The 22,774-nt window shown below is 40.9% G+C and carries 28 protein-coding genes, 3 riboswitches and 1 other annotated feature; of the genes, 21 read left to right on the forward strand and 7 right to left on the reverse strand.

Features of this window, described 5'->3' with window-relative positions; genetic code table 11:
- Window positions 1-14: 14 nt before the first annotated feature.
- Window positions 15-875, reverse strand: a complete 861-nt coding sequence (locus tag AC0VYC_RS06230; RefSeq protein ID WP_035700470.1) for a dimethylarginine dimethylaminohydrolase family protein — start codon at window positions 873-875, stop codon at window positions 15-17.
- A gap of 179 nt (window positions 876-1,054) precedes the next feature.
- Here AC0VYC_RS06230 and AC0VYC_RS06235 point away from each other — a divergent pair, with 179 nt between their 5' ends.
- The 5 genes from AC0VYC_RS06235 to AC0VYC_RS06255 all read left to right on the forward strand — a co-directional run bounded on the left by AC0VYC_RS06235 (window position 1,055) and on the right by AC0VYC_RS06255 (window position 3,935).
- A complete protein-coding gene (locus AC0VYC_RS06235) occupies window positions 1,055-1,576 on the forward strand; it encodes an acyl-CoA thioesterase (protein ID WP_008346212.1) in 522 nt (173 codons plus the stop codon).
- A 114-nt stretch (window positions 1,577-1,690) separates the two neighbouring features.
- On the forward strand, window positions 1,691-2,017 hold the full coding sequence (locus AC0VYC_RS06240) for a PadR family transcriptional regulator (RefSeq protein WP_017367090.1): 327 nt from the start codon (window positions 1,691-1,693) through the stop codon (window positions 2,015-2,017).
- A 4-nt stretch (window positions 2,018-2,021) separates the two neighbouring features.
- Window positions 2,022-2,774 carry an HAAS domain-containing protein gene (locus AC0VYC_RS06245; RefSeq protein ID WP_142154844.1) on the forward strand — a complete coding sequence of 251 codons (753 nt, stop codon included), beginning with the start codon at window positions 2,022-2,024 and terminating at the stop codon, window positions 2,772-2,774.
- Between the two features lie 110 nt (window positions 2,775-2,884).
- Window positions 2,885-3,373: a small multi-drug export protein gene (locus tag AC0VYC_RS06250; RefSeq protein WP_007498817.1), complete on the forward strand. Its 489-nt coding sequence runs from the start codon at window positions 2,885-2,887 to the stop codon at window positions 3,371-3,373.
- Between the two features lie 16 nt (window positions 3,374-3,389).
- On the forward strand, window positions 3,390-3,935 hold the full coding sequence (locus AC0VYC_RS06255; RefSeq protein ID WP_017359129.1) for a GNAT family N-acetyltransferase: 546 nt from the start codon (window positions 3,390-3,392) through the stop codon (window positions 3,933-3,935).
- An 18-nt stretch (window positions 3,936-3,953) separates the two neighbouring features.
- On the opposite strand, the gene AC0VYC_RS06260 is transcribed toward AC0VYC_RS06255, so the two are convergent.
- Entirely contained in the window at window positions 3,954-4,997 is a 1,044-nt protein-coding gene (locus AC0VYC_RS06260) for a bifunctional transcriptional activator/DNA repair enzyme AdaA (protein WP_025207222.1), read from the reverse strand.
- A gap of 199 nt (window positions 4,998-5,196) precedes the next feature.
- Window positions 5,197-5,306, forward strand: a riboswitch (guanidine-I (ykkC/yxkD leader).
- A 66-nt stretch (window positions 5,307-5,372) separates the two neighbouring features.
- On the opposite strand from AC0VYC_RS06260, the gene AC0VYC_RS06265 reads away from it, so the two are divergent.
- Both AC0VYC_RS06265 and AC0VYC_RS06270 read left to right on the forward strand, forming a co-directional pair.
- On the forward strand, window positions 5,373-5,702 hold the full coding sequence (locus tag AC0VYC_RS06265) for a DMT family transporter (RefSeq protein ID WP_024719620.1): 330 nt from the start codon (window positions 5,373-5,375) through the stop codon (window positions 5,700-5,702).
- Entirely contained in the window at window positions 5,699-6,013 is a 315-nt protein-coding gene (locus AC0VYC_RS06270; RefSeq protein WP_017367096.1) for a DMT family transporter, read from the forward strand. The genes AC0VYC_RS06265 and AC0VYC_RS06270 overlap by 4 nt, the downstream gene beginning before the upstream one ends.
- A gap of 33 nt (window positions 6,014-6,046) precedes the next feature.
- On the opposite strand, the gene AC0VYC_RS06275 is transcribed toward AC0VYC_RS06270, so the two are convergent.
- The gene (locus tag AC0VYC_RS06275) at window positions 6,047-6,232 is read right to left on the reverse strand and encodes a hypothetical protein (RefSeq protein ID WP_024719622.1); all 186 of its coding nucleotides are present in this window, start codon (window positions 6,230-6,232) and stop codon (window positions 6,047-6,049) included.
- Between the two features lie 163 nt (window positions 6,233-6,395).
- On the opposite strand from AC0VYC_RS06275, the gene purU reads away from it, so the two are divergent.
- The 6 genes from purU to AC0VYC_RS06305 all read left to right on the forward strand — a co-directional run bounded on the left by purU (window position 6,396) and on the right by AC0VYC_RS06305 (window position 11,966).
- Window positions 6,396-7,298, forward strand: coding sequence for a formyltetrahydrofolate deformylase (gene purU, locus AC0VYC_RS06280; RefSeq protein ID WP_007498809.1), 903 nt, complete (start codon window positions 6,396-6,398; stop codon window positions 7,296-7,298).
- 43 nt (window positions 7,299-7,341) lie between these two features.
- Window positions 7,342-7,561: a binding site (T-box leader), on the forward strand.
- Between the two features lie 56 nt (window positions 7,562-7,617).
- On the forward strand, window positions 7,618-8,715 hold the full coding sequence (gene proB / locus AC0VYC_RS06285) for a glutamate 5-kinase (RefSeq protein ID WP_058337559.1): 1,098 nt from the start codon (window positions 7,618-7,620) through the stop codon (window positions 8,713-8,715).
- A gap of 12 nt (window positions 8,716-8,727) precedes the next feature.
- On the forward strand, window positions 8,728-9,975 hold the full coding sequence (locus tag AC0VYC_RS06290; RefSeq protein WP_335350798.1) for a glutamate-5-semialdehyde dehydrogenase: 1,248 nt from the start codon (window positions 8,728-8,730) through the stop codon (window positions 9,973-9,975).
- Window positions 9,976-10,100: 125 nt separating this feature from the next.
- Window positions 10,101-11,237, forward strand: coding sequence for a Rap family tetratricopeptide repeat protein (locus AC0VYC_RS06295; protein ID WP_024719625.1), 1,137 nt, complete (start codon window positions 10,101-10,103; stop codon window positions 11,235-11,237).
- A complete protein-coding gene (locus tag AC0VYC_RS06300; RefSeq protein WP_008346190.1) occupies window positions 11,227-11,361 on the forward strand; it encodes a hypothetical protein in 135 nt (44 codons plus the stop codon). Before AC0VYC_RS06295 ends, AC0VYC_RS06300 begins: the two co-directional genes overlap by 11 nt.
- A 176-nt stretch (window positions 11,362-11,537) precedes the next feature.
- A complete protein-coding gene (locus AC0VYC_RS06305) occupies window positions 11,538-11,966 on the forward strand; it encodes an organic hydroperoxide resistance protein (RefSeq protein ID WP_007498801.1) in 429 nt (142 codons plus the stop codon).
- Between the two features lie 34 nt (window positions 11,967-12,000).
- Here the strand turns inward: AC0VYC_RS06305 and AC0VYC_RS06310 are convergent, their stop codons facing one another.
- Window positions 12,001-12,447 (reverse strand): MarR family winged helix-turn-helix transcriptional regulator, encoded by a 447-nt coding sequence (locus tag AC0VYC_RS06310; protein ID WP_008346188.1) that lies wholly within the window; start codon window positions 12,445-12,447, stop codon window positions 12,001-12,003.
- Window positions 12,448-12,608: 161 nt separating this feature from the next.
- On the opposite strand from AC0VYC_RS06310, the gene ohrB reads away from it, so the two are divergent.
- Window positions 12,609-13,028, forward strand: coding sequence for an organic hydroperoxide resistance protein OhrB (gene ohrB, locus AC0VYC_RS06315; protein ID WP_024719628.1), 420 nt, complete (start codon window positions 12,609-12,611; stop codon window positions 13,026-13,028).
- A 73-nt stretch (window positions 13,029-13,101) separates the two neighbouring features.
- On the opposite strand, the gene guaD is transcribed toward ohrB, so the two are convergent.
- The 3 genes from guaD to AC0VYC_RS06330 form a co-directional block, all read right to left on the reverse strand.
- Complete coding sequence (guaD, locus tag AC0VYC_RS06320; protein ID WP_008346184.1) at window positions 13,102-13,572, reverse strand: guanine deaminase; 471 nt, start codon at window positions 13,570-13,572, stop codon at window positions 13,102-13,104.
- 142 nt (window positions 13,573-13,714) lie between these two features.
- A complete protein-coding gene (gene metE / locus AC0VYC_RS06325; RefSeq protein ID WP_039170288.1) occupies window positions 13,715-16,003 on the reverse strand; it encodes a 5-methyltetrahydropteroyltriglutamate--homocysteine S-methyltransferase in 2,289 nt (762 codons plus the stop codon).
- A 156-nt stretch (window positions 16,004-16,159) separates the two neighbouring features.
- Window positions 16,160-16,352, reverse strand: a riboswitch (cobalamin riboswitch).
- A 112-nt stretch (window positions 16,353-16,464) separates the two neighbouring features.
- Window positions 16,465-17,424 (reverse strand): S8 family peptidase, encoded by a 960-nt coding sequence (locus AC0VYC_RS06330; protein WP_475389720.1) that lies wholly within the window; start codon window positions 17,422-17,424, stop codon window positions 16,465-16,467.
- A 460-nt stretch (window positions 17,425-17,884) separates the two neighbouring features.
- On the opposite strand from AC0VYC_RS06330, the gene AC0VYC_RS06335 reads away from it, so the two are divergent.
- The 7 genes from AC0VYC_RS06335 (at window position 17,885) to AC0VYC_RS06365 (ending at window position 22,318) form a co-directional block, all read left to right on the forward strand.
- Window positions 17,885-18,187: a hypothetical protein gene (locus AC0VYC_RS06335; RefSeq protein WP_041092341.1), complete on the forward strand. Its 303-nt coding sequence runs from the start codon at window positions 17,885-17,887 to the stop codon at window positions 18,185-18,187.
- Between the two features lies 1 nt (window position 18,188).
- On the forward strand, window positions 18,189-18,392 hold the full coding sequence (locus AC0VYC_RS06340; protein WP_008346178.1) for a helix-turn-helix transcriptional regulator: 204 nt from the start codon (window positions 18,189-18,191) through the stop codon (window positions 18,390-18,392).
- Window positions 18,393-18,591: 199 nt separating this feature from the next.
- Entirely contained in the window at window positions 18,592-19,278 is a 687-nt protein-coding gene (locus AC0VYC_RS06345; RefSeq protein ID WP_008346176.1) for a response regulator transcription factor, read from the forward strand.
- 3 nt (window positions 19,279-19,281) lie between these two features.
- Window positions 19,282-20,631, forward strand: coding sequence for a sensor histidine kinase (locus AC0VYC_RS06350; protein ID WP_251210784.1), 1,350 nt, complete (start codon window positions 19,282-19,284; stop codon window positions 20,629-20,631).
- 66 nt (window positions 20,632-20,697) lie between these two features.
- Window positions 20,698-21,387, forward strand: coding sequence for a PepSY domain-containing protein (locus AC0VYC_RS06355; protein WP_047945988.1), 690 nt, complete (start codon window positions 20,698-20,700; stop codon window positions 21,385-21,387).
- Between the two features lie 93 nt (window positions 21,388-21,480).
- Window positions 21,481-21,999 (forward strand): PepSY domain-containing protein, encoded by a 519-nt coding sequence (locus tag AC0VYC_RS06360; protein ID WP_008346169.1) that lies wholly within the window; start codon window positions 21,481-21,483, stop codon window positions 21,997-21,999.
- Between the two features lie 175 nt (window positions 22,000-22,174).
- Window positions 22,175-22,318 carry a hypothetical protein gene (locus tag AC0VYC_RS06365; RefSeq protein WP_008346168.1) on the forward strand — a complete coding sequence of 48 codons (144 nt, stop codon included), beginning with the start codon at window positions 22,175-22,177 and terminating at the stop codon, window positions 22,316-22,318.
- A 131-nt stretch (window positions 22,319-22,449) separates the two neighbouring features.
- Window positions 22,450-22,613: riboswitch (M-box (ykoK) riboswitch) on the forward strand.
- The last annotated feature ends 161 nt before the right edge of the window (window positions 22,614-22,774 follow it).

Genomic DNA, 22,774 nt, shown 5'->3' on the forward strand with positions numbered 1-22,774 from the left:
TGGCTTTTTGGCTTTTATGAACGCCTAATAGGTAATGTACAGCATCTAAAAGAGCCGCCGGATTTAATGATTTCTGAAAAATCTACTTCAATGACGGTGTAGCCGCGGGCTGTTAATGCAGCATTTGTTTCTTGGTTGATTGGTAAGCTGATGACTTTTTTCTGACCAATGGACAACACATTTGGTCCAAGTGTGAACTGCTCTTGCTCACTTATTTCAATGAGATCATAATGCTTTTTGAGCATATGAAGATCCTTTTCCGTAAAAGCTTCAGGGTAAATCAAGATCTCATGATGAGAAAGAATATTCATCACACAATCAAGATGCAAAATGTGAGAAGGAAGATGAATAGGAATGATGTCGTGATTCGGCAGTTCTTTTTTGAGCTGCTGGATGGCGGCTAGATTTGTTCTTTTGCTGATCCCCACAAATACCCGGGTTTGGTCTACAAGCACATCGCCGCCTTCAATCGTTCCATCATCCAGCGTGATGGTTGTCCATCCTTTTGTCTGTGCCCATTCTTTTAAGGAATGTTCTTCTCCTTGTCTGACAGGGGCTGCCATGTTTGAAACAAATAAAGTTTGTCCAATTGTAAATCCAATATCCCGAGTGAAGACTTGTTCAGGGAAACGTTCATTTGCAGGAAGAAGGACAGGCCGGACATGATGGTTTTTCAGCGTTTGGATGAATTGCTTATGCTGCGTGAGGGCTTTGATTTGAGAAATATTTTCTCTTGCAAAATGCTTTTGGGTTTCATTGATGATCTGTTTAATTTCCATATAAATTGGACTGCATAAGAGGACTTCTTGTAAATCATCATATTCACTCATACATTGCGGCGTTTTATACACTTTCTCTGATTTCATAGAATCCATCAAAGGGCCTCCTTGTTTATCGATAGTTATATTATTCCTCCTTCTAGTAAATGTTGAAACATTTCCGAAAGAAAATCTCTCATGAGAGACTAAAGCAAAAAGTTTAGACAAACCTAATAGAATAGTGTTTAATAAAAGTCGTTCCGCATCAACGAAAACAGCAAGAAGGAGCTATGACGATGAGTGAAGAAAATTTCAAATACTGCAAGGAATCAAAAGTTGTGAAAACCAGCAGGGTATTCCCCCTCGATACGAATAACCACCAAACGTTATTTGGCGGGAAATTAATGAGTTATATAGATGACATTGCTTCCATCTCGGCAGCAAGACACAGCCGTAGTGAAACAGTCACCGCATCAATGGATTCAGTTGATTTTTTAGAGCCGATTGGACAGAAAGAGTCCGTCTGCTTAGAATCTTATGTGACATGGGTCGGCACATCTTCTATGGAAGTATTCGTCAAAGTCATTAAGGAAAACTTGATGTCTGGAGAGCGCAGACTCGCAGCAACTTCATTTCTTACCTTTGTCTCGCTTGATGAAAACGGGAAGCCAAAACGAGTTCCACAAGTCATGCCGGAAACAGAGGAAGAAATCATGCTTCATCAAACAGCGAAGCAGCGGGCAGAGGAAAGAAAAAGCCGCCGGAAGCATAGTAAAGCTTTGGCTGACGCACTTGGGACGGATAAGCCTTGGGCGTAAAAATCACCCTTTAAGCGGTGATTTTTTTCTGAGCCGGTATCTTGCATGGCAAGATAGTGTGTGGTAAGATCAAACTATCTTGTCATGCAAGGTACTGAAAGCGGAGGATCGATGATGACACAATCAACACAAATGCTAAAAGGAATTTTAGAGGGATGCCTGCTGTCGATTATTTCTGAAGGTGAAATTTATGGCTATGAAATGACAAAGAAGCTTGCGCACTATGGGTTTGATCAAATTAGTGAAGGCAGTATTTATCCGATCTTGCTGCGCATGCAAAAAGAACAGCTGGTTCATACGTCCACAAAAGCATCGGCGAGTGGGCCGAAAAGGAAATACTATACGCTGACACAAAGAGGCGAAGAAGCGCTGACGGATTTTACCATGCGATGGAATGAGCTGTCAGGGAATGTAGAGCGATTATTACATAAAGGGAAGTGAGAAGATGGTAACAAAAGAAACGAGACACATCTTATTAGAGCTGCAACTCTATCTCATATCAAAAGGGAAAAATCAGGACGAGATCGACGAAGTGATGGATGAATTAACGACACACGCTGTCGAAGCTGAGAAAGATGGGAAAACAGGGGAAGATGTATTTGGCGGAGATCCACGGGGCTTTGCTGATGAGCTAGCGAAAGAGCTTTCTAGAAATCATAAAGACTGGGTTCCGTTTGTCAGTGCTTTTTTAATTGGATCTCTTTTTTACATGATGTTAGCAGATGCCATCAGTCAAAGTTTATCGTATTCTTGGTATGCACTCATTGGTTATCCGCTAATCATAGTGGCCAATGTGATCATGACCATTGTGATGTTTAGAGCTTCTGCCTTTCAAACAAGCAGGAGGGCATTCTTTTACTTTTGGATATTAGGTGTTTTTCAGATGACAGCCTTGATCACAGTGAAATTATTGGACCAAAAACTTGGTACTCCTTTACTTGTGTTGACCTCGAGCCAAAGATGGGGCGTCATTCTTCTGTTGCTGCTGTGTATTGTCTTATTGAATGCCATTTTAAAAGCCAATATGGTGTCGCTCATTCCGGTGATCTTCTTTGGGCCGCAGCTCCTATTCGAATGGCTTGGATGGACATCACCTCTGATGCTTCTTTTCACAAGTCTGGTATCCATTGTGATTTTAGTCTTGCTCACAATCGCTTTTTTACAGAAAACAAACAAGAAAAATGAACATTTAATGTAGATAGAGCACATCACTTGCGATGTGCTTTTCTTTTTCTAAAAAAATGTAGATATGGGATCACATTTTTCTTTACAATGAGAAGAGGACAAAAATGAAAAGGGGTTCTGTGATTGGATATTGTATGGGGGTATGTACTCGTTTTTATATTGGCTGCTTTACCTTTTTTTGAAGTGGTTGGTGTCGTTCCGCTGGGGATTTTAAGTGGTCTGCATCCTGTGACAACGGCAGTTATTGGATTCGTCGGCAACTTTCTTACCGTCTTGCTACTCATCGTCTTCGTGGACCGATTTAAAGCGTGGTGGCTGAAGAGGAAAGAGGAGAAACATGATGAAAAAGGAGAGAAAAAACAGCTGAAAGCCAGAAAGGTTTGGGAACGGTATGGTCTCCCTGGTTTGGCACTTATCGGTCCTTTTATCATTGGCAGTCATTTAGCGGCTTTTATGTGTATGAGCTTCGGTACGAAAAGAAAACAAGTCACTGTGTGGATGACGGTCAGTTTAATCATGTGGACCGCATTAGCTGCTAGTTTAACGGGTGCGGGGTTCCATTACTTTGCCCCAGATTCAAATGGGTTGTTCGGAGATATTTTTAGCAAGTAAGCAGGGGGGATAAAAAATGGCACATCAAACACGGATCGTGCTTGAAACAGAGCGTCTCAGACTGAGAACAATGGATGAAGACGATGCGCCTTTTTTATATGAAAAGCTATTCCAAGATGCAGAGGTCATGAAGTATTATCCTTCACTAAAGGATGAAAAGCAGACAAAAGAGTGGATTGCTTGGAATCAAAAGAATGACCGCACATTTCATACGTCCCTGTGGATCATTGAAGAAAAAGAAACGAAGGAACCGCTTGGTCAAAGCGGAATTGTTCTCCAAAACGTCGAAGGACAAACAGAGCTTGAAATTGGCTATATGCTAAAGAGGTCGGCATGGGGAAAAGGATATGCTGTTGAGGCTGCAAAAGGCTGTCTTGCGTATGGTTTTGACGAAATGAAGGTGAGGCGAATGGTCAGCTTAATTCGCCCTGACAATGAAGCGTCAGTCAAGGTCGCAATGAAAATGGGGATGAAAAAAGAAAAAACCATTTCAAAATGGGATCAAATGATTGATGTTTACAGTGTTACTCGTGACGGAAAAAGCGGCTCGCTTGAATCATAAGGAGAGCCGCTTTTTCTTTTATAGACGCTGTTCTAACTGAAGTAAATATTTCTTTCGTTCGATTCCCCCGCCATATCCGCCAAGTTCACCGCTTGTTTGAATGACTCGGTGACAAGGAATGATGATGGCTAACTGATTGGCACCATTTGCATTTCCAACTGCCCGAACCAAATGGGGATCGCCAAGCATGATGGCAAGATCTCGATACGATCTCGTTTCGCCTGGCGGAATCTGTAATAGAAGATCCCATACCCTTTTCTGAAAAGGGGTGCCATGTATAGCAAGTGGCACAGTAAACTGCGTGAGTTTCTTTTCAAAATATAAGGCCAATTCCTTTGCTAATTGCTGATGGACGTTTGTTTCTCCAACTAAAATACGGGCATGATGTTTTTTTCTGATGTTCTCAATTTCTCTTTCTAATCCTCGCCTGTCCATAAATTCAAGCAAATACACATGGGTTGCATCTGAAATGCTCATCATCCGCCCAATCGGAGTAGAAATAAAATTCGCATGCAAAATATTGACTTGCGCCTTTTTGGGTGGATTCCCCATGATTTTCGTAAAGGCATCATTGAAGGCACTGGAAGACTCGTAACCGAAGGTGACTTGCTGATCAATGACTTTTTTTCCGTTCAGAATCTCTTTAAACGCTAGCCCCATTCGGCGTGATCTAGCATATTGAACAAAGGTCATTCCATAGATTTCTTTGAATTTTCTCCGAGCTGTTGCAGAGTGAATCCCTAATTGGCGAAAATCTTCTTCTTTCCACCGTTTCTCAGGACTCTCTTCAACTGCTGATACAAGTGTTTTGACTTCTTCTGGAATGCTGTTAGGATATGTTAAAGGCGTGCATCGCTTACACGGCCGATACCCTGCAAGCAGCGCCTCCTCTGCTGTAAAGAAAAACTCGCAGTTCTCATATTTTGGTTTTCTAGCAGTGCACGTGGCATGGCAGAAGATGCCGGTTGTTTTAATACCAGCAAAAAACGTGCCATCATATTGCGGATTCTTATCAATAAGTGCTTGATAAAATTCGTGTTTTTGTTCGTCGGTCATCATCATTTGATCCACCTCTTGTTTTATTATATCAGTGATGTGGTCGTTCCTCTTTCTAACATTTAGTATACTTCGCTTTCATCCACTTTCTTTCGAAAAATGAACAAGTATATTTGAAGGGAAAAAGCAAAGTGGTAGACCGGCATATCAGGGTGTGATACACTTTTTCATACAGAATCGGCTCTACGCTAGATCTGATTATCATGAATTGGTTTTCTAGGGTTCCGTGCGGGCAGCGCAGTCTGGACCGAGAGAAAACACATAGGGTCTAGACAATAGACCGTATGGACACGGAGGGATAAAAGCCCGGGAGATTTGATCAAACGATCGATTTCCGGGCTTTTTTTATTGCTTGGAATCGGTAAGAAAGGAAGAGATCGAATGAAATGGGGAAATGTTTTGATTGCAGCCGTATTTGAAGTCGGCTGGGTGATGGGGTTGAAATATGCTGGCTCTATATTGGAATGGAGTGCAACCATCGTTTGTATTGTTGTCAGCTTTTATTTACTCCTGAAAGCCACGACTGTACTTCCAGTTGGCACACTTTACGCCGTTTTCACCGGACTTGGAACAGCCGGTACGGTCATAGTAGGGATGGTCATGGGTGAACCGGTACAGCTAGTAAAATTACTTTTGATCATGGTACTTTTAAGCGGTGTATTAGGACTCAAATTGACCACAGGTGAAAAGAAAGGGGAGGCTGAATCGTGAGCTGGCTTTTACTCATTGGAGCAGGCATCTTAGAAATGCTTTGTGTCACCATGATGAATCAATTCCAGAAAGATCGCCATGTCAAATGGATTTTCTTCATAGCAGCTGGCTTTTCGCTTTCCTTTCTGATGCTGTCTCTTGCGATGAATACAATTCCGATGGGAACGGCGTATGCGATTTGGACAGGAATCGGAGCAGCTGGAGGAGCGATTGTTGGGATGTTGTTTTATGGTGAGTCGAAAGACGCAAAACGTATTTTCTTTATCGCACTCATTTTATCAGCAGCGGTCGGGTTGAAAATCATTGAATAAGAAAAGGCTGGCAAACATGTGCCAGCCTTTTTGCTACATCGAATGATGATTGGAATCGTTTTCATTTTTGCGGTAAAGCTGACTCACAAGCAGAAAACATACACCAAATGTAAGTAAAGGAATAAGTCTTTCTCCGGTCATAAATAGATAAATGCCCGTGATTAGACATACGATGCCGAGCCAAAAGCTCACTTTACCAAACAAAGTCATGCTTTTCATCTCCATCACTCCTTTTATGATAAAAGGTCTATCCATATTATATCACGCCAGGTGCAGAATTGAATGAATATTCAATAAAAAACACGACGCTTAATTGCTTTTTCTCTTTCCAGTCCAGTATAATATTTCATTAGAATGAAAAATGTAAATGAGGTCATAAGACATGAGAACATTGATTACAGAAAAACTTGAATTACACAGACAAAAGCATGAGCAAAAAGGAAGGCTTTTAGTCAGCTGCCCGGATCAGCCTGGTATTGTGTCAGCTGTTTCTACTTTTTTATTTGAACATGGAGCAAACATCATTGAATCTAGTCAATACACAACAGATCATGAGAGCGGCCGGTTCTTTTTAAGAATTGAATTTGATTGGAAAGACATCTCGGCCAACTTAGATCAACTGAAAAGCAGTTTTGAGCCAATTGCGCAATCATTTCACATGACGTGGAGCATGTCGCGTGCAAGTGATCTGAAAAAGCTGGCGATCTTTGTGTCCAAAGAGCTTCATTGTTTACATGAACTTTTATGGGAATGGCAAAGCGGTAATTTAATGGCTGAAATAGCGGTTGTCATCAGCAATCATGAAACGGCAAAAGATACAGTCGAAGCACTCGGCATTCCATTCCACTTCGTGAAAGCAAATAAAGACATTCGCCAAGATGCAGAAAAACAACAGCTTGCATTATTAGAAGAATATGATATTGATGCGGTTGTGCTTGCTAGATACATGCAAATTTTGACGCCAGCCTTTATCGAACAGCACCCGAACAAAATCATTAATATTCATCATTCCTTCCTGCCGGCTTTTATAGGGGCTAACCCTTACAAGCGTGCATATGAGCGAGGGGTTAAACTGATTGGGGCGACTTCTCATTACGTGACAAATGATTTAGACGAAGGGCCAATCATTGAACAGGATATTGAGCGGGTAGATCATAGAGATGATGCAGAGGCATTAAAAAATATTGGCCGCACGATTGAGCGCAGTGTGCTTGCCCGAGCTGTCAAATGGCATCTGGAAGATCGAATCATTGTTCATGAGAATAAAACGATTGTGTTTAATTGACCGCTTGACTTTTCTGAAGCAATTGGTGATAATATAAAAAAATTAACGAGCGTTGAGAAGGAATAGTAAGCAGGACCTGTTGTGTAAAAGAGAGCAAATGACATGCTGAAACATTTGCCGCAGACAGCTGCTGAACCTACCCTTTGAGCCTTAGAGGAAAAATCTAAGCGCATGCCTGGCGTTACAGGAGTTGAGTGGAATAAGCAGACGTATGCTTATTCAATGAAGGTGGTACCACGGAAAATCCCTTTTTCGTCCTTTACATAAGGAGAAAAAGGGATTTTTTATGTGGTGAAAGGTATAGCGGAGGGAATCAATGATGAAAAAGCAAAGGATCGTCATAAAAATTGGTAGCAGTTCATTAACAGAGCAAAAAGGAGCCATTGATGAACAAAAAATGCAGGATCATGTCAAAGCCATTGCAAAGCTAAAAGAGGCAGGACATGAAATCATTCTCATTTCGTCAGGTGCCGTTGCGGCGGGATTTGGCAGTTTAGGATATCCGTCAAGACCTGTGACCTTAAAAGGGAAGCAGGCTGCTGCTGCTGTTGGTCAAGGCTTGTTAATGCAGAAATATACAGAACTATTTTCACAGTTTCAGATGACGCCTGCACAAATGCTTTTAACACGTAATGACTTTTCAGATCGTACAAGATATCGAAATGCTTACGCAACGATGATGGAACTGCTCGAGAGAAAAATTTTACCGATCATTAATGAAAATGACTCTGTGTCCATCGAGGAGCTTACCTTTGGTGATAATGACATGTTATCAGCACTGGTAAGTGGCTTAATTCATGCAGACCAATTGATCATTTTAACAGATATCAACGGAATTTATGATGCCAATCCAAGTGAGAATCCTGATGCGAAGCGGTTTGATGTGCTGACTCACATTTCAGATGAATTGTTCTCATATGCGAAGAGTACGGGTTCAAAGGTTGGAACAGGCGGGATGAAATCTAAGCTTTCAGCTGCACAAACAGCTCTCTCCCTTGGCGTTAAAGTCTTCATTGGCACAGGTACAGGGGAAGACAAGCTTCTTCACATTCTCGCTGGTCAAGGAGACGGCACATATATTGGTGAACAAGACTTATCATCAGTCAATAACCGTCGCCAATGGATTCAATTCCACTCGCCAGTCTCTGGGAAGATCATGATTGATGCGGGGGCAGAGGCGGCGATTTTGCATAATGGAAGGAGTCTTCTTCCAGCTGGTGTCATTGATGTAGCTGGTGAATTTTCTAAAGGAGAGGTCGTCGAAGTTGTTGGTCCAAACGGATTAGTCGGTAAAGGACAAACATTGTATGATTCAGATGAGCTTCTTGGCATTAAAGGGATGCGAAGTCATGAGCTTTCTTATGAAAAACCTGAAGTCATTCACCGAGATCACTGGGTTCAGCACGTACAAAACTGAGGAGGGAAAACGATGAATGAAGTTCTAGAAAAAGCAAAAAAGGCAAGCGCAGCCAAAGATCAGCTGCTATTAAATACAACTGAACAAAAGAATGCTGCATTAGACGCTATTGCAAAAGCATTAAAAGCATCTTCAGCTTATTTAATTGCCGAAAACCAAAAAGATGTTCAGGCGGCTATAGACAAAGAGTTCACGCCATCTGTGATCGACAGAATTACATTAACAGAAGAGAGAATTGAAGCGATTGCAGACGCTACGCATCAACTCATTCAGCTCAAAGACCCAATTGGTGAAACATTAGAGACCATTCAAAAAGAAAACGGGCTTCTCATTGAAAAAGTACGTGTGCCTCTTGGAACGGTTGGGATGATTTACGAAGCAAGACCAAACGTGACAGTCGATGCGGCCACTCTTTGCTTGAAAACTGGAAATGCTGTGATTCTTCGAGGAAGTTCATCGGCCATTCATAGTAATAAAGCGATTGTGAAAGTCATTCATGAAGCGCTGCAACCAACGGATATTCCCGTAGACAGTGTACAATTGATTGAAGATACAGGCCGTGAGACGGCTAAAACCCTGTTCACTTTAAATGACTATCTAGATGTCCTTATTCCACGCGGTGGGAAACATTTAATTGATCTTGTTGTGAGAGAGTCTACTGTTCCAGTACTTGAGACGGGTGCAGGGAATTGTCATATTTACATTGATGAAACAGCCCAAAAAGAAATGGCTGAACAAATTGTTCTGAATGCGAAAACACAAAGGCCATCTGTTTGTAATGCCATTGAGAGCATTGTCATTCATGAAACATGGGCAAAAGAACATGGCGCTTCGCTCTTTGAAGCACTTCAGACACATGGTGTAGAAATACGGGGCGATGAAGCAGTATGTGCGCTTGCACCTAGTGCCACATTAGCGACGACCACTGATTTTGAAACGGAATTTTTAGCGCCGATTGTCAGTATTAAAACCGTAAAGACCATGGAAGAGGCGATACAGCATATTCAAATGTATAGCTCTAAGCATTCTGAAGCGATCATTACGGAAAACGAGCAGCATGCGGCACTTTTCTTAACAGCCGTTGACGCTGCCGCTGTGTATCATAATGCATCTACCCGGTTTACAGATGGCTTTGAATTTGGCTACGGAGCGGAAATCGGCATTAGCACACAAAAATTGCATGCTAGAGGACCAATGGGTCTGCCAGCCCTAACCTCTGAAAAATTTGTCATTCGTGGTCAAGGACAAATAAGAGAATAACCCATCCAAAAAGAGAGTCTTATCGCACAAGGCTCTCTTTTTCCTTTCATTTTTGTATTTCTTCGGTCAAGTATGATAAAATATGGTAATGTTTTATATTTTGAGAAGATTGGAGAAGGCAACGTATGGCGAAAATCATTCCCTCTTCGGATATTGGAGTGAAAATCAACAAGTGGTATGAATTAATCCGCAGATTTGATTCAGAACAAGCAGAACAGTTAAAGCAGGAAATTCGCACCTCTCTTGATTCAATGGAAGAAGATCAGAATTTGCTTCTCTATTTTTCTTTAATGGAATTCAGGCATGAGGTCATGCTCGATTATTTAAAGCCATTAAAGGAAGGAAAGCTTCGCGCCAACTTTTCCGAGCTTTCGAAAGAAATAGATGAGCATCAAACGCATGTCACAGGCATGCTTGAATATTACTATCATTTCTTCAGAGGCATGTATGAGTTCGGCCGGAGAGAGTACATTGCTGCCATATCGTCCTATCAAAAGGCAGAGCACAAGCTTTCTTTTGTATCCGACGATATTGAACGTGCAGAATTTCATTTTAAAATGTCAGAAATATATTATCACATGAAACAAACACACATTTCGATGCACCATGCCAAACTAGCGCTGGATGTCTATATTCAGCACGAACTATATGCGCTTCGTACCATTCAGTGTGAATTTATTGTAGCCGGTAATTATGATGATATGAGAAGGCATGAAAAGGCATTGCCACATCTCGAAAGAGCACTTGCAAGGTCAAGAGACTTTCAGAATGTGCGTTTTATTGCTTCTTCTTTGTTTAATATGGGCAACAGCTATTACAGAATGGGAGACTTGAACCGCGCACTCGACTTAATGAAAGAATCCATCTCATTATTTGATCAAAACCAATCTGATCATCTTCGTCGATCGATAGACCCTCTTTATACAGCCGCTCAGATCTTATACAAACAAGGTAAAAACGATGAAGCATTATATTACAGAGAAGAATGTATGAAACGAGCAGAAGCTCTGCAGGATGACATTCATATTCAGAAGACCATTTTTTTAGAAGCGTTGTACTTACGACAAGATGCAGAGCATATTAAACGTATTTTCCATTTTTTAGAATCTTCCTATGCATATCCAGATATAGAAGAGCTGGCTTTAGACACCGCAAAGTATTATAATGAAATGGAGGATTATGAAAAATCTTCCATGTTCTATGGGGAAGCGGAACATGCTCGTATCTATATTCAGAGAGGGGATTGTTTATATGAATTTTAAAAAATGGGCAGTCGTCTGTACAAGCATCACGATCTTGGCATTATGGATCACATCACCTAATGCCGACCCCGATAACAGAAACCATACGCTGGAAAAACCGAATCCGCAGCATATCACGATCTAAAAAGCCCTTTTTAAAGGGCTTTTTTTATTGACCGCTTCAATCATCGTAGGTTGCACATTCATAAAAATAAAAAATGGAGGAAAGATGAAAGTGAGTGTTTTTCATTGACTCTTGAATTTAGATTGTGTACAATTCAATTGTAGAAAATATTAATAGAGCGAAAGAGGGTTATATTCATGTCAGAAGTTTTATTTACTGCAACGGTATCAGCTGTAGGAGGAAGAGAAGGTAAGGTTGTGTCAACAGATGGTGTACTAGAGCATGATGTAGCAATGCCAGGAACGCCAAGAGCGAAAAAGCTTGAGAAAGCAACGAATCCAGAGCAATTATTCGCAGCGGGCTATTCTGCATGTTTTGATTCAGCCCTTCAAATGGTCGCAAGACAAGAGCGTATCCGTTTTGAAAGTGAAGTAACGGCACATGTAAGCTTAATCAAAGACAGTTCAGACGGCGGTTTCAAACTAGGTGTCAAATTAGAAGTAAAAGGAACTGGAATTGAGCAATCTGCACTTGATGAACTTGTTCATAAAGCACACGGCGTTTGCCCATACTCAAAAGCAACGCAAGGAAACATTGAAGTAGAATTAGTAGCTGTCGCTCAATAATAGACATCAAAAAAAAGGCTGAGGGAATATTCCCTCAGCCTTTTGATTGTGTTAATTTTTGCAGAAGCTCATGTAAAGAAGCGCGAAGTGTTTTCAGCTCTTCTTCTGATCTGCCTGTTCCAGACAGCATTTGAAATGGAATCGAAGTGGCCTTCTCTTGTAAAGCTTCTCCGTATTCTGTTAAACGAATTTGGACCGAACGCTCATCCTCTTTTGAACGTTCACGGATGATGAGTCCATTTTGTTCCATTCGTTTTAGCATAGGTGTGAGTGTACCGGAGTCTAAATATAAAAGCTCTCCCATTGTTTTCACATTTAATGTCCCATGCTCCCATAACAAAAGCAGTGCCAAATATTGCGGGTATGTGATATTTAACTCTTCTAATAATGGTTTATACTGCTTCGTCATTTCTCTTGAACTTGCATATAACAAGAAACAAAGCTGATTTTCCAGCTTCATATGTTCAAATTCATTTGTCATATCTGTCACCAACTATTTTTTGTCATACTTATCATTGTATAAGATTTTCTTCCTTTTTAAAATAAATATAGACTAAAAATGAAAAATTCTTCAATGTGCTATAAATGTTTGAGCAACGAATAGAACGTGAAAGGTATAAGTAGAAGAAGGAGGAGATCAAGATGAAACCATTATTTACTGCAAAAGTAAAAGCACAACACGGAAGAGCAGGACATGTTCGTTCTGATGATGGTGTGCTTGACCACAACATTGTGATGCCAAACGCAAAGAAAGATGGAGAAACTGGTACGAATCCTGAACAATTATTTGCAGCGGGTTATGCGGCCTGTTTCGGAGGGGCGCTTGAACAAGTCGCCAAGAAGCAAGGTGTCGAAATTGAATCAGAAGTAGAAGGACATGTCAGTCTATTAAAAGATGAAAGTGATGGCGGTTTTAAACTTGGCGTGAAGCTGATTGTTTCCGCTCAAGGGCTTGATCATGACAAAGCGAAAGAGCTTGTTGAGGCTGCACATGAATTCTGTCCATATTCAAAAGCAACAAGAGGAAACATCGAAGTAGAGCTTGAAGTGGCGGAATCATGAAAAGAAAAAAGGGCTAAAATTTAGCCCTTTCTCAAGCACCTACTGACACCTGCTGTGGAGCAGGTGTCTTTTTTTAGTATTCTTTCTTTTTGTCGTATGTGTCCCATGCTTCAAATGGAGCAAGGGTTTTTTGAAGGGTCAGCTGGTAAAATGGAATGTTTCTTGATTCGTATTCTTTATTGATTTCTTCATAAATAAAGGAGTCATCAAAACCAGAAGTCGCTGCATCCTTGTGTCCAGCGGCAAAATATACGGCCTTTGGTCTAGCCCAATAGATAGCACCGAGACACATTGGACAAGGCTCACAGCTTGTATACAAAATACAGTCTTCTAATTGGTATGTATGTAGTGTTTGGCACGCCTTTCGAATAGCTGTCACTTCTGCATGTGCAGTTGGATCATTACTCGTTGTGACATTGTTGCTTCCCTCTGCAATAATCTGACCGTCTTTGACAATGACCGCTCCAAAAGGGCCGCCTGTGCCACTATTTACTCCTTCTACTGCAAGATCAATTGCGCGTTGTAAAAAAGCTTCGTGATTCATTGTCTTCCTCCCTTTGTTCGACTGACTTCTCTAGTATAAACGAATCATGATAGAAAAGGAATCATTGTAGGAGGAGATCGAACAGGACAATTTGCGGATAAAAAACCCCTGCCAAATGTTCAGCAGGGGAAGAGTGAGTCCATTATGCGTGCTGCGCTAGCTTTTTACGAGCGACTTCAGCAGCTGTCACCATGTTTTTCAAAGCAGCAATGGTTTCAGGTTCTTGTCTTGTTTTCAGTCCACAGTCAGGGTTGACCCAGAAGCGATCTGTCGGACATACGTTCAGTGCATCATCAATGATTTTACTCATTTCTTCAACAGATGGAACGCGCGGGCTGTGAATGTCATATACCCCAAGTCCAAGACCTTTCAAATACGGGTGTTTTTCTAAATAATCGAGGAACCCGCCATGACTCCGTGAATGCTCAATCGTAATCACGTCTGCATCAAGGTCTTCAATCGTATCAACAATATCCTCGAAGTTGCTGTAGCACATATGTGTATGAATTTGCGTTTCATTTTGAACAGACGATGTCGATAGACGGAATGACTCTGCTGCCCAGTTTAAGTATGCTGCCCAATCACTCTCTTTTAAAGGAAGACCTTCTCTTAGCGCAGGTTCATCCACTTGAATCACTTGAATACCCGCTGCTTCTAACGCTTCTACCTCTTTACGTAAAGCAAAAGCGATTTGGAAGGCAATGTCTTTACGAGAGATATCTGTTCTTGGGAAAGACCAGTTTAAGATCGTGACAGGCCCTGTCAGCATTCCTTTGACTTTTTTCTCCGTTAAGCTTTGAGCGTAAACCGTTTCTTTCACTGTCATTGGCTCTGTAAATTCTACATCTCCATAAATGATCGGCGGCTTCACGCAGCGTGATCCATAAGATTGAACCCAAGCGAATTTTGTAAAGGCAAATCCAGCGAGTTTTTCACCGAAGTATTCAACCATGTCTGTACGTTCAAATTCTCCATGAACGAGTACATCTAGGCCAATCTCTTCTTGAATATCAATCCATCTTTTTGTTTCTTTTTTAATAAATTCATCATACTCAGCATCTGTCCACTCATTTTTGCGCCATTTTTGACGAGCACTGCGCACCTCAGCTGACTGAGGGAAGCTTCCGATTGTTGTGGTTGGAAGAAGCGGCAGTTCAAGAGATTCATTTTGAATGCGTAGTCGTTCTTCAAAAGCAACTGGACGTTTAAAATCTTTTGATGAAAGATTGTTGCGCTCTGCTGTCAGGTCCGCATTCGTTCCTTTCGCGAATTCTTTTAACGTCAGAAGTGCTTCATTTGCTGCATGGATGTCTGCATCAATGGCAGCCGCTCCTTTTGATAAGCCTTCTTTTAATAGCGTTAATTCAGCCAGTTTTTCAGTGGCATAAGAAAGTCCGTTTAATAGTTTTTCTTCAAGCTGTTCGCTCGGATGTTTTGCAACTGGGACATGTAGCAGGCTGCTTGAAGGCTGCAGCCATACTTCTTTCGGCTGCACGTCAGCAATCACTTCAGAAACAAACGATAATCTTTCTCCTAGATCTGATCTCCAAATATTTCTGCCGTCGATGATACCGGCTGCTAAAATTTTATCTTTTGGGAAGCCGTGTTTTTTCAATTGTTCAAGGTTTCGTCCTTGATCATGGACAAAATCAAGACCTATGGCTTCAACAGGATACGTGACAAGCTCTTCATAGGCATCTACTGAGTCAAAGTATGTTTGAAGGAGAACGTTTAAGGCAGGTACAGCTTCTTTAATCGTTTGATAGATGGCTTTTACTGCTTTCACGTCTTCACTTGAAGCTGTGACTAAAGCAGGCTCATCAATTTGAACCCATTTTACACCGGCTTCTTCAAGCTCTTTTAACAACTGAGTATAAAGCGGCACTAGGCGTTGCTGAATCTCTTTCACTTCATTGGCTTCATAGCCTTTAGAAAGAGAAACAAATGTATAAAGACCAAGAACGACAGGTTTTGTTTCAACACCAAACGCTTTTTTCACCTTTTCGTATGCTTCAAGCGGTTTGTTATGTGTGAGTTTGAATTCTGTGCTTTTTTCGTATTCTGGAACGATGTAGTGATAGTTTGTATTAAACCATTTTGTCATTTCACTTGAGACAGCATCTTTTGTTCCTCTTGCCATCGCAAAGTATGTATCTAGCGGGTCTTTCAAGCTGCGGAAGCGCTCTGGAATCCAATTGAACATAACGGCAGTATCCAGCACGTGATCGTAGAAGGTGAAGTCCCCAGAAGGAACAACGTCAATTTGTTGATCAATTTGAGTTTTAATAGCGGCTAAAAATTGTTCATCGAGTGTGCTTAAGAGGGTTTCTCGGTCAGTTTGACCTTTCCAATAAGACTCAAGTGCTTTTTTCCATTCTCTGTTTAAACCAATTCGCGGAAAACCTAGATTACTTGTTTTAACAATTGTCAATTCCAATTCCTCCTCTAAATATAAAAAGACACTCACACTCATGGTCAAGATTGATGAGGGCAAATGTCTGGTTTAAAAAGACAAAATGTGTGTGCGAAAGAAGGCGTAAGTATCAATGACGAACGCTTTTCCGACATCTCCTATCAACCGTAGGGGGTTTGATGTGATAGAGCGGCTGGTATCCTGGCTAGTGAATCTGCAAGCTTTTCATCCTTCCCATCTTCACGACAGTGGATGATTAACGAAAAGCTCTCCTCACTTACAGTGGCGGGACCGCGCCGGATTTTCACCGGTCTTCCCAATTAAAATTCGACGTGTGATCGAATTACCGACTCTCAAACTATGAATTTATTGTGTTCGATTATATAACGTTCACTTCATTTCGTCAAAGTAAATTTTGAATAATTTTAATTAAAAAAATCCTGAGAAAATTCTATCTTTTCTCAGGACCTAACATGTACCTATAGAGACAAAAGTTCTGCTTCTAATGTTTTCTCAAGAAGTACATCTGGTGCAGTTAAATATAAAAACCCGTTTCCTACAAGGGTTTTCGATTGTTCTAGCGGAAGGGTTCTCCGTACGAGCTGAGCATATACCTCAGGTTCTGTCAGCTTACGCTGGAACGCTTTTTCTTCGGCATTTTTAATAATGGCGAGTGCACCGCTCACATGAGGGGCAGCCATGGAAGTGCCTGTTAGTCTTCCGTATTTATGGTTAGGGAGAGTGGACAAAATGTCTTCACCTGGAGCGACGAGGTCGATTTCTTTATTCGCATTGGAGAATTCAGAGGATTCTCTTGCAAGAGAGACAGAGCCGACGGCAATGACCTCGTTGTATGCAGCTGGGTAGGAGAACTCTTCAGTACGCTCGTCTCCGTCACCTTCATTTCCTGCTGCGCAGACAACAAGCACACCGCTGCTTACCGCATGTTGGATGGCCTTTTGTAGTTCTGGTTCATTGCTTGGCCCACCGAGAGACATGGAAATAATATCAACCTTCTGTTCAACCGCATAGTTAATGCCATTGATAATCCATTCGTATTTCCCGCTGCCATTTTTCCCTCCAAGAACTTTCACGATCAACAGCTTGGCTTCAGGCGCAACACCTAAAATGCCGCCATTTTGATCCGTTGCTGCAATCGTTCCTGAGACATGGGTACCATGCCCGTTGTAGTCTTTTACATTCTCAGCATCGCCATTGTCATCATCGGTAAAGTTTTTTCCTCCGATAATCTGATCTTTTAAATCGGGATGCTCCGTGTCGCAACCTGTATCAAGGACAGCAATGGTTATGCCTTTTCCTTTGAAGCCACTTGACCAAAGTTCGGGTGCTTTAATCTCCTGAATACTTTCCGGCGTCTCTTTCGCTTCCATCACATTGGCTTTTACTTCATACGGAATTAAGCGAATTTCACCTTTCATAAGAAAGCCCTCCTTATTTTGTTTTCAAAGTAGATTCAGGTTGCGTAATGTTATTGTATAAAACAAATGTTTGATCGGAAAGGGTCAATTGTAATAATTTTTCAAATAATCAAATAATTATTTATTGTGCAGTTCTCCTCATATCTTGCCGAAAGAAGTCACCTTTTGAGGAAAACTCTTAGTATCATATGAAAAAGAAGGAAATGTTGCATAGTGAGCTTGCACCTGTACAGATGAAAATGGGTGGAAAGAACTAAAAAAGGCAGATCGAAAAAACAATCATATAAAGAGATAGAGGATGACAGAAAAGAAAAAGGTACATGCCATGTGCAGATAATTGTTTTTTCATTATAATGATCGAAAGAATATAGAATGTAAAAAGTATTTGACATTTTTTTAGCGGATGATATGATTGAAATGTAAAAAGTATTTGACATTTTGATTGGGAGGGAACTAACCGTTGGATGTTGTCAAAGTTGTGTATTCAGTCATCTTATTAGTGGTCGGACTGTTCATTTTTATCGCGCCCATGATTCAAAAGGGTGATGAAAGAAAGAGATTTATCTACTCAAAAGCTCAATCGTATGCATTTATGGTGGTCATTGGTATGCTTTTATTAGAAGTCGCAGAGTCCATATTTTTAACGACCCAAGGGAACAATTCTGATAAGGGGTTTGGGATTTCTCCCATCATGTTCCTAACTGTGATTTCGGTCATATATTTAGTTACATTACTCATATACAGAAAAAAATATGGTGATTAAATTGCAAAATCATATAAGAGAACTAAGGAAATCCATTAAATTATCCCAAGAAGAACTTGCTAAACGATGTAAGGTCTCGAGACAAACCATCAATGCCATTGAAAACGATAAGTATGACCCTACTTTACAATTAGCCTTTGACATCGCCTCTGTTTTGAATACGACTGTAGATGAGCTTTTTGTCAGTCAACCTAAAAAGAAGTAAGAGACCAGCCTCAGAAAAGAGGCTTTTTTTGTTGATTTGTGTAATGTGAAAGGATCAGCTGAAAATAAAAATCAACCATATTACATAACAATTCCTCATTCATGAAAAATAAGATATGAAGATTGTGACTGTTCCAATGGAGAAAGGCAACATATAATAATGGAAAGACAAGCTTGCCTTTCAGATAGGAGAGATAGAGATGAACAAAGGGAAGATACTCGTGGTAGAAGATGAAAAGAAAATTGCAAGAGTGCTGTCATTAGAACTTGAATATGAAGGATATGAGGTCACAGTCCAAGATACAGGGATGAAAGGACTCCAGGCGCTCGAGGAGGAGAGTTTTGATTTAGTGCTTCTAGATGTCATGCTTCCAGAATTAAGCGGACTTGAAGTGCTTAGAAGGGTTCGAAAGACAAATACGGCAACACCGATCATTTTGATTACCGCAAGAGGAAGTGTTCCCGATAAGGTCAGCGGTCTTGATCTTGGGGCAAACGATTATATTACAAAACCCTTTGATATAGAAGAATTATTAGCGCGAATTCGTGCACAGCTGAGGTTCAATCACAATGCACAAGAGGAAAAGGAAATTGAGCTAAGTATTGCAGATTTAACGGTGAATGAGAAAACAAGAGAAATTCAAAGAGGCGGTCAGACGCTTGAGCTGACACCGAGAGAATATGACCTGCTGGTTCATTTATTGAAACATCAGCAGCAAGTGCTCACAAGAGATCAGCTTTTAACAGCTGTTTGGGGTTTTGATTATTTTGGTGACACGAACGTGGTTGATGTCTATATTCGCTATTTAAGGAAAAAAATCGATTACCCGTTTGAAAAACAATTGATTCACACAGTGAGAGGTGTGGGTTATGTGATGAAAGGATAAAGCATGAGATTAAAAAATAAGATCCAGCTTTATACATCGTTGTCCTTGTTTTTAATGGTGCTGCTGTTTCATACAGCGATTTATTTTATTTTTTCAATGACCTTGACGCAAAAAGATATGTCCAGACTGTCGGAAGTAGCTGAAAATATTGCTATTGCACTAAAGAAGTCAGAAGAAGAGGGCCTTCCATCTTCAGAGCTTCTGAAAGCGTATCTGCCTCAAAATGGTATGATCCGTGTGGTCACAGAGAAAGGTGAATCAAAGCTGACCGTCACGAAGGAATCTACGTTTAGCTCACTTCCTTTTACATACGAATCTGGTCAGACAGCAGAAATTCAAGAATACAATAAGCATATGATTGCGTTCGCGGCTATCCCTGTCATTTGGACAAATGGGGACATTGTGTCGCTGCAAGTATATGAAGAAATTGAAAATACAGAAGAGAACTTGGCGTTATTAAAAATGATTTTAATCGCTACTGGCGTTTTGTTTATTGTGCTTTCTTATTTTGCAGGCCACATTTTAACGAAACAAATTGTCCGCCCAATTAGTCGAATGACCAATACGATGAAAGCAAGTATGAGAGAAAAGGCATTTAAACGAATTGAATTAACAGGCGATTCAAAGGATGAACTGTATCAAATGGGTCAAACCTTTAATGAAATGGCCGAAATTCTCGAGAAACATTATGAGAAAGAGCAGCAATTTTTACACGATGCTTCTCATGAATTGAAAACACCCATTACCGTCATCATGAGCTACAGCAATTTACTAAAACGCTGGGGGCAAAGCCGGCCAGAGGTCGTAGAAGAATCCTCTCAAGCCATTCATGATGAGGCAAAAAAAATGAAAAGGCTGACAGATCAACTACTCACACTGGCGAAAAATGGGCAGCCGCTTTACTTGGACATGAAGCCGGTTGATCTTGGTCAATTGTGTAGCCAAGTCGGCCATACACTTGAAGTGGCAACCAATCGAACCATCCTTACTCATGTACAAACAGATCAGCCTGTGATTGCTGAAGGGGACGAAGAGAAGATCAAACAGCTTTTGACCATCTTGATTGATAATGCGGTTAAATATAGTGCAGAGCCAGTTGATGTGAACTGCGGACGATCAGGAGAGAAACCGTTTATTTCGGTTGTTGACAAAGGAATTGGCATAAAAGAAGAGGATCTGCCGAAAATCTTTGACCGCTTTTTCCGTGTGGATGAAGCGAGAAACAGTGAGACGGGCGGAACTGGGCTTGGCCTGTCAATTGCGAAGCAAATTGCTGAAGAGCATGGGGCTGAGCTAAAGGTAGACAGCCGTATCGGTGAAGGAACCGTGATGACCATTCTTTTTCAGAAATAAGTAGGTCTTTTCTCATCAATTTCTCATTTCCTCCTTATAAAATAGGAAATAGGAAGGAGGCGCTGCATGTCTAAAAAAATGAAAATGCTGCTTACGCTCGCAGGATGTCTTTTCATTCTTGTGGCCTTTGCAATGCTCATGATTCAAACCATTGACCAAAAAATATTAAGCGAAGCAGACATTAAAAAAATCATCGCAAAAGACTACAATGGAAACATCACAAATATTGATCTGATCAATCATAAACAGGACTATACATTGACGCTTGAAAATTCAAATGGCATCTATCAAATCATTGCATCTTCCTCAAGCGGTCAAATGAAAGAGATGAAACAGTTAAAGAGCTATCAAAAACCAAATGAGAAAAATGCCGAACTCCAAGCAGAAGAAGTGGCAGTGAAAAAAGTGAAGGGTACCGTGATTCAAAAGAAAGAAAAATCGGATCGCTTTATCTTTACGATTCAATCAAAAAAAGAACTGTATCAAGTGGATGTTGAGAAAGACACGTTCAAGGTGATTGAAGCAGAAAAGAAACAGCCAACCTCTAAAGAAAAGAAGCTGACAAAAATAACGGTAGAAGAAGCCATTCAGATTGCCGTAAAAGAAGTGGGCGGCACAGTGGATGATGCAGATCTTGAAACTTTTAGCGGAATGCTCGTGTTTGAGGTAGAGCTCGATTTGCCGGATGGAAGAGAGGCAGAGGTATTAGTGAATGCCTATACAGGAGATATTGAAGGGATTACGTACGAAAACTAATCATTTTCTCATGATTTTCTCATGTTCCTTTCCTTCCTTTATCATCTTGTTTTTTTAAGATAAAGGAGAAATCAAACAGAGGAGGAGTTAAACATGATAAAAAAAGTACTAGTAGCTACAGCATTCACAGGAGCTCTTGTCGCAGGTGGTTTCACCCTTCAAGCGCAAAATACCAATCAAACGGCAAATGCCGAACAAGTGGTGCAAAAGAAATCTTCATTTGTCTCAAAGAAACAGGCTGAAAAAGCAGCATTAAAAGTTGTGAAGGGCTATGTAGATGATGTAGATCTTGAGCGTAAAAAAGGAAAATGGGTATATGAGGTCGAGATTAAAAAAGGCGGCTTTGAATATAAAGTATATGTCGATGCCAAAACAGGCAAAGCGCTCAATGATCCAGTCAAAGAAAAGAAACAAAATGTAAAAATCACCAAAAAACAGGCTGAACAAATTGCCCTTGCAAAAGTAAAAGGAACAGTCACAGATTCAGAATTAGATAAAGAAAATGGTGTGTACTTGTATGAAATTGAAATTACGACACCAAGCGGCGAAGAAGTTGATTTTGAGATTTCCGCTAAAACAGGCAAAATCCTCAAGCAAGAATGGGACGATTAAGGTATAAATGAACCTTTGAGCGTGATAGAAAACCTTTGCAGCCCTAGGAAGGACGAGTACTGGTGCGGGGGCGAATTTGACATTCGTGAGCACCAGCACGCACACGCTGAACCTTACACTTTTATGTGTAAGGTTTTTTCATTGGGACAAACTACTGGAAAGGAGGCGAGAGAATATGATGAAGAAAAAAGAAGAAGAACAGACGATGGATCGTGCGGAATATGTTCCCCATCCTGATGGAGAAGGATATGCTTTGTTTTTGCATGATTCCTTTCATCTCCTCTCCCAAGAGGATATGAATCAGCCAGAAGAGGAATAGAAGACATGAAAGGGCGATGGTCAACTTGTCTATCGCTCTTTTTTTGAAAAGTAAGCGAATACATCAGAAAACTTGGCATCTTGCTTATTGACATCATTGCGCTTTTTCTGTAATCTCAGTGTGTCAACAATATGAGACTTCGTTAGGTGAGGCTCCTGTATGGAGATACGCTGCTGCCCAAAAATGTCCAAAGACGCCAATGGGTCAACAGGAATCATCGACATAAGGTGATTTTTAATGCAGCTGGATGAATCCTATGCCATACAGTGCTAAAGCTCTACGATTGAAGGAGCAAGTGTTTATTTGTCATGCTTACAAAGCGCCTTCATTCGGTTGAAGGTGCTTTTTTATGAGAAAAGGAGGTGTGGGGATGGATCATCCCGATTCGAGACACATAGAGAGTATGTCAAAAGATCAGATTGACGCATCAGATAGAGGAGATCCTGACCCCCGCAC

Source organism: Bacillus sp. iso_77 (assembly GCF_056173625.1).

Bases quoted from the DNA above. Each gene is read 5' to 3' on its own strand.
- AC0VYC_RS06230 (WP_035700470.1), bottom strand. From the start codon at position 875: ATGGATTCTATGAAATCAGAGAAAGTGTATAAAACGCCGCAATGTATG.
- AC0VYC_RS06235 (WP_008346212.1), top strand. From the start codon at position 1,055: ATGAGTGAAGAAAATTTCAAATACTGCAAGGAATCAAAAGTTGTGAAA.
- AC0VYC_RS06240 (WP_017367090.1), top strand. From the start codon at position 1,691: ATGACACAATCAACACAAATGCTAAAAGGAATTTTAGAGGGATGCCTG.
- AC0VYC_RS06245 (WP_142154844.1), top strand. From the start codon at position 2,022: ATGGTAACAAAAGAAACGAGACACATCTTATTAGAGCTGCAACTCTAT.
- AC0VYC_RS06255 (WP_017359129.1), top strand. From the start codon at position 3,390: ATGGCACATCAAACACGGATCGTGCTTGAAACAGAGCGTCTCAGACTG.
- AC0VYC_RS06260 (WP_025207222.1), bottom strand. From the start codon at position 4,997: ATGATGATGACCGACGAACAAAAACACGAATTTTATCAAGCACTTATT.
- AC0VYC_RS06265 (WP_024719620.1), top strand. From the start codon at position 5,373: ATGAAATGGGGAAATGTTTTGATTGCAGCCGTATTTGAAGTCGGCTGG.
- AC0VYC_RS06275 (WP_024719622.1), bottom strand. From the start codon at position 6,232: ATGAAAAGCATGACTTTGTTTGGTAAAGTGAGCTTTTGGCTCGGCATC.
- purU (WP_007498809.1), top strand. From the start codon at position 6,396: ATGAGAACATTGATTACAGAAAAACTTGAATTACACAGACAAAAGCAT.
- proB (WP_058337559.1), top strand. From the start codon at position 7,618: ATGAAAAAGCAAAGGATCGTCATAAAAATTGGTAGCAGTTCATTAACA.
- AC0VYC_RS06290 (WP_335350798.1), top strand. From the start codon at position 8,728: ATGAATGAAGTTCTAGAAAAAGCAAAAAAGGCAAGCGCAGCCAAAGAT.
- AC0VYC_RS06295 (WP_024719625.1), top strand. From the start codon at position 10,101: ATGGCGAAAATCATTCCCTCTTCGGATATTGGAGTGAAAATCAACAAG.
- AC0VYC_RS06300 (WP_008346190.1), top strand. From the start codon at position 11,227: ATGAATTTTAAAAAATGGGCAGTCGTCTGTACAAGCATCACGATCTTG.
- AC0VYC_RS06305 (WP_007498801.1), top strand. From the start codon at position 11,538: ATGTCAGAAGTTTTATTTACTGCAACGGTATCAGCTGTAGGAGGAAGA.
- AC0VYC_RS06310 (WP_008346188.1), bottom strand. From the start codon at position 12,447: ATGACAAATGAATTTGAACATATGAAGCTGGAAAATCAGCTTTGTTTC.
- ohrB (WP_024719628.1), top strand. From the start codon at position 12,609: ATGAAACCATTATTTACTGCAAAAGTAAAAGCACAACACGGAAGAGCA.
- guaD (WP_008346184.1), bottom strand. From the start codon at position 13,572: ATGAATCACGAAGCTTTTTTACAACGCGCAATTGATCTTGCAGTAGAA.
- AC0VYC_RS06330 (WP_475389720.1), bottom strand. From the start codon at position 17,424: ATGAAAGGTGAAATTCGCTTAATTCCGTATGAAGTAAAAGCCAATGTG.
- AC0VYC_RS06345 (WP_008346176.1), top strand. From the start codon at position 18,592: ATGAACAAAGGGAAGATACTCGTGGTAGAAGATGAAAAGAAAATTGCA.
- AC0VYC_RS06350 (WP_251210784.1), top strand. From the start codon at position 19,282: ATGAGATTAAAAAATAAGATCCAGCTTTATACATCGTTGTCCTTGTTT.
- AC0VYC_RS06355 (WP_047945988.1), top strand. From the start codon at position 20,698: ATGTCTAAAAAAATGAAAATGCTGCTTACGCTCGCAGGATGTCTTTTC.
- AC0VYC_RS06360 (WP_008346169.1), top strand. From the start codon at position 21,481: ATGATAAAAAAAGTACTAGTAGCTACAGCATTCACAGGAGCTCTTGTC.
- AC0VYC_RS06365 (WP_008346168.1), top strand. From the start codon at position 22,175: ATGATGAAGAAAAAAGAAGAAGAACAGACGATGGATCGTGCGGAATAT.